The organism is Winogradskyella eckloniae (genome assembly GCF_013249045.1).
GTDB lineage: Bacteria > Bacteroidota > Bacteroidia > Flavobacteriales > Flavobacteriaceae > Winogradskyella > Winogradskyella eckloniae.
In genome coordinates, this window is record NZ_JABRWP010000002.1 from 285288 (window position 1) to 299504 (window position 14217).

Genomic DNA, 14217 nt, shown 5'->3' on the forward strand with positions numbered 1-14217 from the left:
TTCAATATTATGAAAATAAGAATTATTGTTATTACACTTTTATCCATCATCTTCTCTTGTCAAGGGAGTGAAAACATAGTAACAAATATAGCTTCGCCAAACAAAGCGGTAGAGGTAAATATTAATGTTAATTCTGAAGGCCGTCCTTTCTATGTTGTAACATATAATAATAAAGCAGTAGTAGATACATCTTATTTAGGTTTTGAGTTTAAAGATGTGCCTGACTTTAAGACAAATTTTAAAGTTAAGAAAACGGTCAGTTCTTCATTTAATGAAACCTGGCAAATGCCATGGGGAGAGCAGTTAGATGTTGTAAATAATTATAATGAATTAAACGTAACTCTACAAGAAACCAATGGTGCAGAACGGTTATTACAAATCATTTTTAAGGTCTATGATGATGGTATTGGTTTTAGATATGAATTCCCAGAACAACCTAAACTAAAAGGCGATATTTATATCACTGAAGAGCATACAGAATTTAACTTAACAGAAGACTATAAAACGTTTTGGATTCCTGGTGATTGGGATATTTACGAGCATTTGTACAATACAACAAACTTATCAGAAATTGATGCTGTACAATTTGCAAACCATAAGAATCTGGCGCAAACCTACATACCAGAAAATGCCGTAAATACGCCAGTTACAATGGTTGGTAAGGATGGTACGCATCTAAGTTTTCATGAAGCTGCTTTGATTGATTATTCGGGAATGACTTTAGCCGTAGATACTGTAAACTTAAACCTAAGAAGTAATTTAGTTGGGTCGGAAAATAGACCCTATAAAGTAAAGAAAACAATGCCTTTTAGTACGCCATGGCGTACTATTCAAATTACAGATAATGCTCCAGATTTAATCGCATCTAAGCTTATTGTTAATTTAAACGAACCAAATAAACTAGGTGATGTTTCATGGTTTAAGCCTATGAAGTACACAGGTGTTTGGTGGGAAATGCATTTAGGAAAGTCGTCTTGGGACTACGGAATGACACAAGACATGAATACATGGACCGATGGCGGAAAATCTCATGGAAAACATGGAGCAACAACAGAGAATGTGAAAAGATTTATTGATTTTTCTGCAAAAAATAATATTGGTGGTGTTTTAGTAGAAGGTTGGAATACTGGTTGGGAACATTGGATAGGCTTTGAAGATAGAGAAGGTGTTTTTGATTTCGTAACACCATATCCAGACTATGATTTAGACGATGTAACACAATATGCTAAGGCAAAAGGAGTAGAGATAATAATGCATCATGAAACCTCGGCAGCAACAGAGACTTATGAAAAACAACAAGATACAGCCTATGCTTTAATGCAAAAATATGGGATGCATAGTGTAAAATCTGGATACGTTGGTAAAATACTACCAAAGGGTGAGTATCATCATGGACAATATATGGTAAATCAATATAATAATGCGGCAATAAAAGCTGCAAAATACCAGGTCGCTGTCAATGCACATGAGCCAATAAAAGCTACAGGATTGCGTAGAACATATCCTAATATTATCTCTAGAGAAGGATTGCGTGGGCAAGAATTCAATGCATGGGCAAGCGATGGTGGCAATCCGCCAGAACATTTACCAATTGTAGCGTTTACAAGGATGTTGTCTGGTCCTATTGATTATACGCCAGGTATTTTTAATATAAAATTTAATGAATATAAAAAAGACAATCAGGTCAATACAACCATTGCTCAGCAATTGGCATTGTATGTAGTAATTTATAGTCCTATACAAATGGCAGCAGATTTAGTGGAACATTATGAAGCTAATCCTAAACCTTTGCAGTTCATCAGAGATGTAGGTGTCAATTGGAAAAAAACACTTATTTTAAATGGCGAAGTTGGTGATTATGTGACTATTGCAAGACAAGAACGAGAAACAAATAATTGGTTTGTTGGTGGTATTACAGATGAAATGTCTAGGACAATAGATCTCGAGTTTAGTTTTTTAGACAGTGACAAAACCTATGAAGCTATAATTTATAAAGATGGTAAAAATGCACATTGGAATGACAACCCATTAGATCTTACCATTGAAAAAATAGAACTAAATACAAACTCAAAGCTCTCTATAGAACTTGCCGAAGGTGGTGGTTTTGCTTTGAGTATACTAACTAAATAATAACTAATATTAATTATGAAAAATGTGATACTAGTACTAGTATTGGCACTGTGCTTTCATTGTGTTAATGCTCAAGTGGGTGTTGGTACTACCGACCCAAAAAGCACATTAGATATTAATGGCAATTTATCCATAAAAGTAGTAAGTTTAAACGGAGGGCCAATGGGTTCTGCCACACCTGTTGATGACGGTGTTTATCTAAATTTAACACCAACAACTGGAAATGAAGAATTTATTCTTCCTAATGCAACTTTAGTGCCTGGAAGAATTTATATATTAAGAAATGTATCCGATTCAGAATCGGCCGTAATTTATTCCTATGGTTATGTGGCAGGTTTGGGAAATGGTGTAGAGTTTTATTCTGGTGATAGTAGAGCAAGTACAAAATCGGTTACTATGACTGCAGATACTGCTGCTGATGGCAATGATGAAACTAAAACTTTAATCTTTATAAGTGATGGGTCTAATTGGACTTACGGACAGTTAGGATTTTAATCGCAATTAGCGTATTTTTACTTTAGATATAGATTCATGTAAGCTGTGTTTGCCAAAAGCGACTTAATACAGAACATAGGCTTTAGCATTAATCATAAACCACTTGTTTTGGATATTAACGATAACATAGAATCCCCTTTTCATATAAAGGTAAGCTTCAATAAGCTACTAAATCAGTATGAAAAGTTAATAGCAGCAGATAATGATTTTATTGCAGCTAATGCGCGTCGTGTGCTAAAAATAGCAGAAGACAATCCTATACTAAGAGATGGCTTTAGTGACTTTGAACTATTCAAAACCTATGAAAAAGAGATTGAAGGCTTGTTACAAGATGCGTTTAGTCCTTTGCTAACTAAAAATGAAATTAAAACAGCATCGATTCCGTTTCATAATTTCACATTTAACTCATCTGAGCGATTTAAAAGTATTCTAAAAACGGCAGGTTCTAATTTTGATTTACAAATTCAGAACATGCCCAATGATCAAAAATATATATTCGCCTGTGCTGTTATTTTAAATTTATGTTATGGTTATACGCTTAATTTTAAGCGTCCATTTTTTTATGAAATTCCTGATGCTAATGGCGTAGTTCGTTATTATAAAATGCTGTATAATGCCGATTTTACAGAAGTAATTCCATCAGAAAATGCTCCTAAAATAACGAAACAAGATTATGATGAATTATTAGATAATTTTGAAAATATAGCATTGTGGAAAAAGAAATTTCCGCCAGGTAGTTATATGTTCAAAGGGTTTGTGATTTCTAATATTTTTGATATTACAGATGACCAATCCATTTCTAATGTTAAGACCACACTGATTGGTGAGAGTAAACGAAAAACGGAGAGCTTTATGGAAGGTTTTCATGATATTTTTCAATCCTTATTTGGACTTAAAAATATCAAAGTAGGTTTTTCTATTTATAATGCAGAAGACCATGTTTTTGAACGCGTTTACGGTGTAGGTATTAATAGTTATTTGCTCAATAATTTAGAAAGCAAGTATTGTTCTGATGCTTTGTGTAAGTGGTCTTATAATAAGTTATTAAGAGAGAACGAGTATTTTTCTGTGTCTGATGTAGATAGAGCTTTTGAGAAATCACAAGGAAAGGCGCCACATATTAAAGTGTTACATGAACAAGGAATTAAAAGCGCCATTTTTGCACCAATAGCCAATAAAGAAGGTTTAATGGGTGTTGTAGAAATTGTTTCAAAAGAACCAAAAATATTAAATAGTATAAACGCTAATAAATTGGTAGATGTTATGCCATTTATTGTAAGTGCTGTGGAGCGTTCAAAGAATGACGAGACGAATTTAATTGAAGCCATTATACAAAAGGAATGTACGTCTATTCACTCTAGTGTGCATTGGAGATTTAAAAAAGAAGCCAAGCAATTTATAAAAGATGAAATGGATGGTAAGAAAGCTAATTTTAACAAAATAGTTTTCGAAAATATTTATCCTCTTTACGGACAAATTGATATTAAAGGATCATCCGAAGCTAGAAATTGGGCCACTCAAAGAGATTTGTCCCTTCAGCTAAATGAATTAAAAAGTATTTTATTAAATGCTTTTAATATAGTGAAATTGCCAATTTATGAGCAATATATCTATCAAATTGAAGACTTTTTAAAGAGTGTTGATGTGCATTTTCAAGTTGATAGTGAGCACCAGATATCTGTTTTTATTAAAAATGAAATTGAACCCGTTTTAAAACATTTGTATTCAATTGATGATTTAAAAATTGAAATCGATTCCTATTTTAAGCATATTGATAATCATGTAGATACGTTATATCATCATAGAAAACAGTATGACGATACGATTCTGAAAATCAATAAAGAAATGGCTGCGATACTAGATGCTAAACAAGTAGAGGCACAACAAATGTATCCGCATTATTTTGAGCGTTTTAAAACCGATGGTGTAGAGCACAATATGTATATCGGTGAATCATTAACAAAAGAAGATAGTTTTAACCCAATTTACTTATATAATTTAAGACTATGGCAATTACAAGTCATGGTAGAAATGGAGAATGCTTATTATCAAATGAAGTCAGATTTTCCTGTTGCCTTAGATGTCGCTTCTATGATATTAGTCTTTAATCAGCCGCTATCGATTAGTTTTAGAATGGATGAAAAACAATTTGATGTAGACGGAACCTACAATGCCAGGTACGAAATTGTAAAAAAACGAGTAGACAAAGCTTTTATAAAAGGCACTAATGAACGAGTGACCCAAAAAGGGAAGTTAAGTATTGTTTATTCTCAAAGAGAGGATGAAATAGAGTATTTACAGTATATTAAATTTTTACAAGCGAAACAGTATTTAGATACTGATGTAGAAATTGTAGAATTGCAAGATTTACAAGCGGTTACTGGTTTAAAAGCAATAAGAGTTAGTGTGTTGTATCATAAAGCCAAAGATGATAAATCCTTCTATACGTATGATGATTTAATGAAAGAAATTAAGGCTTAGAAAGCTATAAACTTGTAATAGGTGATTGTTGCCCAGAAAAATGAAAAGCTAATGCAAAAGCCATGGCACTAACGACAATTCCTACGGCAAAAAAAGTATATGTGAGTCGTAATATTTTATATTTTCTATTGAGAACCAGTCCTAAAAAGTACAAATCTTTAGTTAAAGAGCCATAGAGATACTCTTTGTCTTTCATCATTTCTTCCATAGCCCATTCAAACTCTTCAAGTTTCATTTTATGGAAGTTACCAAAGAATAATAGATTTACTTTTTTATTCGCCACATCCTCTTTTGTGAATTTTCCACTTGTTATATTAGGGCGTGTTGCTATAACTGAAAGTACTACAGATCCTACCGTAAATAAAGCAAAAATAAATGTTGGCCAAATTAAATAATCATTAGAAGGATTGTCAAGTTTAGAGACAAGATTAGACAATACTAAGGAAATAATTATAGCATTTACAGATAATAAAATATTAGCTTTTGTGTCTGCAATATCACTTAGCGTAATATGGTTTCTCAAGGCCACCCTAAACATGGTTTCAATGCCGCGATCTGGTAGGTCTAACTTTTCTTTTTTAAAGTTTAATTCCGCCTTTTTTTGTTTTAATTTATCAGTAGTTGTTTTTATTTTATTTTGATCTTGTAATAGATTTGCTAAATTTTTTCCTTTTCGTTTTTCCCATTTTTTTGTCGCTAAATCCGTGCAAAAACTATGTTGTGTTAAAAAGCCAATATTTTCTTTAAGCCATTCTGCTTTTGATACTTTTTTACCCAAAGTAAGTTCCCATTCTTTTCTTAACAATGAGGCGTATTGGCTGTAGTTTTTACTAGATAAATGTGCGCAATCTGCATCCTTTATAAAGCCTTCTAATTGGTTAGTCGGCTGGTAATTCATTTGAGTCGCTAAAATGATGTCAGAAACACTTTTAATAGTTGCTTCAGAGACCTTTTGAGCGGTTAAAAATTCTGAAGCAATTTTTACACTTTCTAGTTCATGGCCAACAATCGTTTTTGTAAATCCGGTATCATGAAACCAAGCAGCTATTAACAATTGCTCCTGTTCGTTAGCTGTTAATGTGCTGCCTTCAATTAATTCATTAACTTTAGAAACAACACGTTGCGTATGTGCTACATTGTGATAAACAAATGATGCGTCTAGATTATCATTTAAGTAAGTGATAACATAGTTCTCAGCAGCCGTTAAAAGGTTTTCCATAAATCTCGTATAAGAATTTAAAATTAAGGAATTTTTATGTTCTAAAATAAGTATTGAAATTTATTTTGTAATGTATTCAGTATGTCTTCTACTAAACTGTAGACGTAATTTATCTAGTTTAATTACAGTTTGTTATAGATTGAAATTCTTAAGAGTTATTGTATAAGGCCTTTAAGAAACATAAATTAACAATTTCTAATTGGCTAGCGTAATTCGTATTTTTGACTAACTAACGAAATGAACTATGAAATTTTTACGCAAGTTTACAATGGCTACGGTTGTTGTTTTATTCTTCTTTAATTCTTGTGCAACTCTGCATAAACAAGTGGTAGAAGGGTCAGAAAAACCGAAACCAGAAAATAAAGAAATTGAACATAGTTTTTATTTAATTGGTGATGCTGGGAACTCAAGCATAGGAGAAAGTTCGGAAGCTTTAAAGGCATTTAAGGAAAAATTAGAGACCGCTAGCAAAAATAGTACGGCCATTTTTTTGGGCGATAATATTTATCCTAAAGGCATGCCAAAAAAATCAAGTGAAGGTTACGAACTTGCTAAGCATCGTATTCAAATACAAACGAAAGCACTAGAAAATTTTAAAGGAAAATCTATATTTATTCCTGGGAATCATGATTGGTATTCAGATATAAAAGGGTTAAAAGCGCAAGAGAAAATAGTTGAAGACGCATTAGGAAAGCATAGTTTTTTGCCAGAAAATGGTTGCGCAATAGATAAAATACATATATCAGAAAATATAGAACTTATAGTGGTAGATACACATTGGTATATAAATAATTGGAATGATCAACCTACCATTAATGATGATTGCGAGATTAAAACAAGGTTAGCATTTTTAGATGAATTTAATAGCTTAATAAAAAAGGCTAGGGGAAAAACTACAATTGTTGCATTACATCATCCTATGTTTACAAACGGCTCACATGGAGGGCAATATAGTTTTAAGAGTCACATGAGCCCTGCACCTATATTAGGTACCGTAAAAAATGTTATTAGAAAAACAAGTGGAATAGCTAATGTAGATCTTCAAAATAAATTATATAATGAACTCAAAAGCCGTTTGGTAGCCTTAGCACAAGTCAATAAAAAAGTGGTTTTTGTTTCTGGTCATGAACATAATTTGCAATATTTAATTGAAGATAATTTACATCAAATTATCTCTGGTGCTGGCTCAAAAGTTTCTGCGGTAAGAAATATAGGAAGTGGTATTTTTGGTTATGGTACACCAGGTTATGCAACCTTAGATATTTATAAAGACGGATCTGCGCATGTGTCTTTTTATTCTTCAGAGAAAAAAGCGGTTGTTTTTGAAACGGAAGTGTTTTCAGAAGATAAACCATTAGCGCCAAAAACATACACTAAAAATACAGATAGTCATAAGGTCTCATCGGTTTATACAGAAGAAGAAACAGACGTTAATGGTTTTCGGAAATTTATTTGGGGAGAACGTTATAGAAAGGAGTATAGTACCAAAGTTAAGGCACCCAATGTTAAGTTAGACACGCTTTTTGGAGGCTTAACGCCAGTAAAGAAAGGAGGAGGAAATCAGTCTAAATCCTTACGTTTAGAAACTAAAAATGGCACGCAATATGTGATGCGAGCAGTACGTAAACAAGCCTTACAATATTTACAAGCGGTTTTATTTAAAGACCAATATATAGAAGGCCAATATGATGATACGGCAACAGAAGATTTAATTTTAGATGTCTTTACAGGTTCACATCCATATGCGCCATTGGTTATTGGCGATTTAGCGGATGCCGTAGGTGTTTATCATACAAATCCTGAATTGTATTTTGTGCCAAAGCAAGACCGTTTAGGTCAATATAATGACGCATATGGCGATGAGCTTTATATGATAGAAGAACATACCTCAGAAGGGCATAACGATCAAGCTAGTTTTGGATTTCAAAATAAGTTATTATCAACAGATGATATGATGCATAAAATCCATAAAGATGAAGACCTTAAAGTAGATGAAGTTGCATATATACGTGCTCGATTATTTGATATGTTAATAGGAGATTGGGATAGACATCAAGATCAATGGCGTTGGATAGAATTTAAAGAAAACGGACAAAAAATATACAGACCTATGCCTAGAGATCGCGATCAAGCATTCTCTAAAATGTCAGATGGATTTTTATTGGGTACAGCTGTAAAATTAATGCCAACAGCACGTTTGTTACGAAAATATTCAGATGATTTGGTTGATGTAAAAGGCGTAAATGTAGAACCTTACCCTTTAGATATGGAAATAATTGCAGAATCAGATAAAGCGGTTTGGGATGCTCAAGTAAAACGGATTCAAGATGGAATTACAGATGCCGTTATTGAAAATGCTTTTTTAAATATGCCATCTGAAATGCCTAAAAATTCTATAAAGGACATTAAGGCAAAGCTCAAAGCTAGACGCTCTAATCTTCAAGAAATCTCTGATCGTTATTATCAGTTAATTAATAAATATGCAGTAATTAAAGGTACTAATAAAGACGACTGGTTTGATGTAGAACGCATGCCAAACGGAGAAACTAAGGTGACAGCTTATCGCATTAAAAAAGGTAAAAAGCAAGATGTTTTTCATCAACGCACCTATACAAGAGATGAAACTAAAGAAATTTGGATATACGCGTTAGACGATGATGATGTTTTTGAGGTTAAAGGCGAAGGTGATGGTTTTATTAAAGTAATCTTAGTTGGTGGGCAAAACAATGACACCTATAATATAGAAAACGGAAAGCGTGTTAAGTTTTACGATTATAAATCCAAAACTAATACAGTGGTTACGAATAAGGGTAGAAAAAAACTGTCCGATGATTATTTAACCAATGTATATAATTATAAAAAATTAAAAAATAGTACCAATCAACTTATACCTTCTGTAGGCGCAAATCCAGATGATGGAATTAAAATCGGATTTGTAGATGTGTATACAACCTATGGTTTTGAACGAAATCCATTTACATCACAACATCAATTTGCAGCATCCTATTATTTTGCAACCGAAGGCTTTGAATTAAATTATAAAGGCGAATTTGCTAATGTTGTAGGGCACTTTAATTTAGGGCTCGATGCCTATTTTACAAGTCCTAATTACGCTTTTAATTATTTTGGAAGTGGAAATGAATCAAATAATCCAGCGGCAGACACTAGTGATGGATTAGATGCAGATTTAGATTATAATAGAGTGAAGCTAAGAACTCTAAAATTTGAACCTTCTTTAAAATGGAAAGGCAGGTATGGCGCAAGTTTTAAATTTGGAGTAACCGTAGAATCTATAGAAGTAGAAGATACTGAGGGTAGATTTATAAATGATCAGGTAATCGGCAATAATACCGAAGTTTCTAATAATTTTTATGGCGCAGATGCCACTTATAAATTTGAGCATAGAGATAATGAAGCTTTCCCTACGTTAGGTATGTTATTTAGTGTGCAAACAGGCTTTAGAAATAATATTGATACATCCAAAGGGTTTGGGTATTTGATTCCAGAACTGGGTTTTGACTATAAATTAGAACCTCAAGGTCAATTGGTTTTAGCAACTAAATTGAGAGGACATCTTAATTTTGGCGATAACTATGAATTTTATCAAGGTGCAACTATAGGAGCAGACAATGGATTACGAGGCTTTAGAAACCAAAGATTTAATGGGCAAAACGCCTTTGTGCAAAGTACAGATTTACGACTCAATCTAAAGAAAGTAAGAACAAGTGTTATGCCTCTAAAACTTGGGTTTTATGGAGGATTTGATTACGGAAGAGTTTGGATAAAAAATGAGACTTCTCATACATGGCATAAGGCATTTGGTGGTGGTATTTTTGCGAATGCAGCAGATTTATTTACATTAAACATGTCTGCCTTTGATAGTAATGAAGGTTTGCGATTAGCATTTAGAATAGGTTTTGAGTTTTAAAAAATCATATTCATTCGTTACAATAAATACTATAAAATTCTTCTTTTGAAGTATATCATTGTAGTTTTATATTTTTAAAATATAAGATTGAGTACACATAGCGATATAATAATCATTGGAGGAGGTGCGGCAGGTTTTTTTGCAGCAATAAATATTGCCGAACAGCAACCGCATTTGTCTGTTACTATTTTAGAACGAGGCAAAGAGGGTTTGCAAAAAGTAAAAATATCAGGAGGCGGAAGATGTAACGTAACGCACGCTGAGTTTATACCTTCAGAATTAACGTTGAATTATCCGCGAGGTCAAAAAGAACTGCTTGGTCCATTTCATCAGTTTATGACTGGTGATACAATAGCGTGGTTTGAAGCGCGTGGTGTAGCATTAAAGATTGAAGATGATGGTAGAATGTTTCCTGTGTCTAATTCTTCCCAAACAATTATTGATTGTTTTTTAGATCAAGCACAAAAACACCATGTAGAGGTGTTGTATAATCATGCGGTAAAATCAATTGAACCAATGTTGCAAAGCGACATTGATGCACCTCGATTTAAGATTGAAACGAATCAAGGAGCTTTAACTTGTAATGCCTTAGTTGTGGCAACTGGTAGCAATCCTAAAATTTGGAAATTATTAGAAGATTTAGGGCACACTATTATTCCACCAGTACCTTCATTATTTACGTTTGATATAAAAGATAAACGCATTAAGGATATACCTGGCGTAGTGGCAAAGCATACTGAAATTAAAGTCGTAGAAACCAATTTAGAATCTAGTGGACCGCTGTTAATAACACATGTAGGTATGAGTGCTCCAGCTATATTAAAACTTTCTGCTTTTGGAGCTGTAGCGTTGGCAAAAAGGAACTATAATTTTAAAATTGAAGTAAATTTTATTAGCCTAGATGTTAATAGTTGTACTGACGCACTAAAAAGTTATAAGCAAGAATTTGCTAAAAAAACAGTTATCAACGCAACACAATTTGATTTGCCTAAACGACTTTGGAAACAACTCGTTTTAGCATCAAAAATAAATGAAACAGAACGTTGGGCAGAGGTAAATAAAGCGCAAATAGAAAATTTAGCATTACAACTAACATCAGCCGTTTTTGAGGTAACAGGAAAAAGTACGTTTAAAGAGGAGTTTGTAACTGCAGGAGGTGTAGATTTAAAAGAAGTTAACTTTAAAACTTTTGAGAGTAAACGTATTCCTAATTTATATTTTGCAGGTGAAGTCATTAATGTAGATGCTGTAACAGGAGGTTTTAATTTTCAGAATGCCTGGACAGGTGCCTATATTGTCTCTCAATCAATTACTAAATAATGAATACATATATCGCTCTTTTACGAGGTATAAATGTTGGAGGACACAAAAAAGTTCCCATGGCTGAGCTACGAACATTATTGTCTAATTCAGGATTAGAAAACGTAAAGACTTATATACAAAGTGGTAATGTTATTTTTCAAACGTCCATAAAGGATGAGGTAACCATTGCACAAAATCTAAAGACGCTGTTATTGGATCATTTTGGTTTTGACATTCCTGTTTTTGTGAAAACACGGGAAGCATTAGAGTTCATTTTTAACAACTGTCCATTTGCTAAAGACAAAAAGGAACTAAGTTACTTTGCAGTTCTCAGTGAAATTCCTGATAAAACTAAAGTTATTGAAGCTTCTCAAAAAACATATCCAGATGATGAATATGTGATTATTAACGATTGTATTTATCTGTATTGTGCTAAAGGTTATGGTCGTGCAAAATTTAATCTTAGTTATTTTGAAAAACATTTAAGTGTCAATGCAACAGCAAGAAATTATAAAACAATGCTAAAACTGTTATCTTTGTCAGATATTTAATTCGCAATGACAGAGCAAGACTTTATTCTTAAAAATTACAATGCTAATATAGATAACGGTTCCGTAAAATGGACTTCACCAAGTAATATAGCTTTGGTAAAGTATTGGGGAAAAAAGAAGCATCAAATTCCAGAAAATCCATCGATTAGTTTTACACTTTCAGATTGTAAAACAATCACTGAAATTACATATACAAAGAAGGATTCTAAAGGGTTTAGTTTTGATGTGTTTTTTGAAGGCAATAAAAATGAAGCGTTTAAACCTAAAATTCAAACTTTTTTTGAACGCATAGAAAGTTATATGCCATTTTTAACGGCCTTTCATTTTAAAATTGAAACATCAAACACGTTTCCGCACAGTTCTGGTATAGCATCGTCTGCATCAGGAATGAGTGCAATAGCTTTGTGTTTAATGAGTATTGAAAAAAAACTCACAACTCAAGGTAATAGTACCAATGATCAAGCGTATTTTAATAAAAAAGCGTCCTTTTTAGCAAGGTTAGGATCAGGTAGTGCCTGCCGAAGTATTGAAGGCGAACTAGTAGTTTGGGGAAAAAATGATAGCGTTTCAAATAGTTCTGATTTATACGGAACCAAATTTGAAGCAGATGTACATTCAGTTTTTAAAAATTATCAAGACACCATTTTATTGGTAGATAAAGGCGAAAAGCAAGTGAGTAGTACGGTTGGTCATCAATTAATGTATGGACATCCATTTGCTGAGGAACGGTTTAAACAAGCGCATGTAAACATTGCAAATCTCAAAACGGTATTGGCGACTGGCGATTTAAATGAATTCATTAAAATAGTTGAGAGCGAAGCGTTAACCTTACATGCAATGATGATGACGAGTTTACCTTATTTTATACTAATGAAACCAAATACATTAGAAATTATTAATAAAATATGGGCTTATAGAGCGCAAACAGATTCTAAGGTATGTTTTACGTTAGATGCAGGTGCAAATGTACATGTCTTATATCCAGAAAGTGAAAAGCAAAATGTTATCGAATTTATTAAAAATGAATTGGTAACCTATTGCCAGAATGGACATTACATATGTGATCAAATTGGGCAAGGTGCAAACCAAATACAATTATAATACGTATATTTGTTAAAGTAATTGACAATACTACATGAAGGGACCACTATTTTATTCAAAGATTCTTTTATTTGGAGAATACGGAATCATCAAAGATTCTAAAGGCTTATCTATACCTTATAATTTTTATAATGGCGCATTAAAGATGGATGAAAATCCATCTAAAGAGGCTATAGATTCTAACGCAAGTTTAAAACGTTTTGTTCGTTATTTAGCTAAATTAGACAAAGACTTAGTATCGTTTGATATAGAAAAATTACAAAGCGATGTTGATGCTGGTATGTACTTTGATTCATCTATACCTCAAGGTTATGGCGTAGGAAGTAGTGGCGCATTAGTCGCAGCGATTTACGATAAGTATGCATCAGATAAGATTACTGTTTTAGAAAACCTTACACGAGAAAAGTTACTAAAGTTAAAGGCTATTTTTTCTGAAATTGAATCTTTCTTTCATGGTAAATCTTCTGGTTTAGATCCATTAAATAGCTATTTAAGCCTTCCTATTTTAATTAATTCTAAAGATAATATTGAAGCTACAGGTATTCCGTCGCAACAAACCGATGGAAAAGGTGCTGTGTTTTTATTAGACAGTGGCATTGTAGGTGAAACCGCTCCAATGGTTAGCATTTTTATGGAAAACATGAAGAATGAAGGGTTTCGTAGTATGCTAAAAGATCAATTTATTAAGCATACAGATGCTTGTGTAGATGATTTTCTAAAAGGAGATCTTAAGTCTTTATTTAAAAACACTAAGCAATTATCTAAGGTGGTGTTTAATAACTTTAAACCAATGATTCCGTCTCAGTTTCATGAGTTATGGAAAAAAGGAATTGAAACTAACGACTACTATTTAAAACTATGCGGTTCTGGTGGTGGTGGTTATATCCTTGGGTTTACTGAAAACATTGAAAAGGCTAAAGAAGCTTTAAAAGGACAAAAATTAGAGATTGTTTATAATTTCTAATTTTCAATGTTAAATATGCAAAGTCCAACTTAATTTTACTAAGTGT

General features: G+C 32.8%; 9 protein-coding genes. 8 read left to right on the top strand and 1 reads right to left on the bottom strand.

Translation table 11 applies throughout. The features are described from left to right. Positions 1 to 9: 9 nt before the first annotated feature. From HNV08_RS04210 to HNV08_RS04220, 3 genes are all read left to right on the top strand, one after another. Positions 10 to 2130 carry a glycoside hydrolase family 97 protein gene (locus HNV08_RS04210; RefSeq protein WP_173279921.1) on the top strand — a complete coding sequence of 707 codons (2121 nt, stop codon included), beginning with the start codon at positions 10 to 12 and terminating at the stop codon, positions 2128 to 2130. A gap of 24 nt (positions 2131 to 2154) precedes the next feature. Next, entirely contained in the window at positions 2155 to 2625 is a 471-nt protein-coding gene (locus HNV08_RS04215) for a hypothetical protein (RefSeq protein WP_173279922.1), read from the top strand. A 108-nt stretch (positions 2626 to 2733) separates the two neighbouring features. Beyond that, positions 2734 to 5106 (top strand): GAF domain-containing protein, encoded by a 2373-nt coding sequence (locus HNV08_RS04220; protein ID WP_173279923.1) that lies wholly within the window; start codon positions 2734 to 2736, stop codon positions 5104 to 5106. A 4-nt stretch (positions 5107 to 5110) separates the two neighbouring features. Here the strand turns inward: HNV08_RS04220 and HNV08_RS04225 are convergent, their stop codons facing one another. Further along, positions 5111 to 6325, bottom strand: a complete 1215-nt coding sequence (locus HNV08_RS04225; protein WP_173279924.1) for a Pycsar system effector family protein — start codon at positions 6323 to 6325, stop codon at positions 5111 to 5113. 244 nt (positions 6326 to 6569) lie between these two features. Between HNV08_RS04225 and HNV08_RS04230 the strand changes: the two genes are divergently transcribed. The 5 genes from HNV08_RS04230 to HNV08_RS04250 all read left to right on the top strand — a co-directional run bounded on the left by HNV08_RS04230 (position 6570) and on the right by HNV08_RS04250 (position 14171). Then, positions 6570 to 10253 carry a metallophosphoesterase gene (locus tag HNV08_RS04230; protein WP_173279925.1) on the top strand — a complete coding sequence of 1228 codons (3684 nt, stop codon included), beginning with the start codon at positions 6570 to 6572 and terminating at the stop codon, positions 10251 to 10253. An 87-nt stretch (positions 10254 to 10340) separates the two neighbouring features. Further along, positions 10341 to 11573, top strand: a complete 1233-nt coding sequence (locus HNV08_RS04235; protein WP_173279926.1) for a BaiN/RdsA family NAD(P)/FAD-dependent oxidoreductase — start codon at positions 10341 to 10343, stop codon at positions 11571 to 11573. Next, on the top strand, positions 11573 to 12106 hold the full coding sequence (locus HNV08_RS04240) for a DUF1697 domain-containing protein (protein ID WP_173279927.1): 534 nt from the start codon (positions 11573 to 11575) through the stop codon (positions 12104 to 12106). Before HNV08_RS04235 ends, HNV08_RS04240 begins: the two co-directional genes overlap by 1 nt. Before the next feature lie 6 nt (positions 12107 to 12112). Further along, positions 12113 to 13207 carry a diphosphomevalonate/mevalonate 3,5-bisphosphate decarboxylase family protein gene (locus HNV08_RS04245; RefSeq protein WP_173279928.1) on the top strand — a complete coding sequence of 365 codons (1095 nt, stop codon included), beginning with the start codon at positions 12113 to 12115 and terminating at the stop codon, positions 13205 to 13207. Positions 13208 to 13241: 34 nt separating this feature from the next. Further along, positions 13242 to 14171 (top strand): mevalonate kinase family protein, encoded by a 930-nt coding sequence (locus HNV08_RS04250; RefSeq protein ID WP_173279929.1) that lies wholly within the window; start codon positions 13242 to 13244, stop codon positions 14169 to 14171. The last annotated feature ends 46 nt before the right edge of the window (positions 14172 to 14217 follow it).

Coding starts and splice junctions, on each gene's coding strand:
- HNV08_RS04210 (WP_173279921.1), top strand. CDS start 10: ATGAAAATAAGAATTATTGTTATTACACTTTTATCCATCATCTTCTCT.
- HNV08_RS04225 (WP_173279924.1), bottom strand. CDS start 6,325: ATGGAAAACCTTTTAACGGCTGCTGAGAACTATGTTATCACTTACTTA.
- HNV08_RS04230 (WP_173279925.1), top strand. CDS start 6,570: ATGAAATTTTTACGCAAGTTTACAATGGCTACGGTTGTTGTTTTATTC.
- HNV08_RS04240 (WP_173279927.1), top strand. CDS start 11,573: ATGAATACATATATCGCTCTTTTACGAGGTATAAATGTTGGAGGACAC.
- HNV08_RS04245 (WP_173279928.1), top strand. CDS start 12,113: ATGACAGAGCAAGACTTTATTCTTAAAAATTACAATGCTAATATAGAT.
- HNV08_RS04250 (WP_173279929.1), top strand. CDS start 13,242: ATGAAGGGACCACTATTTTATTCAAAGATTCTTTTATTTGGAGAATAC.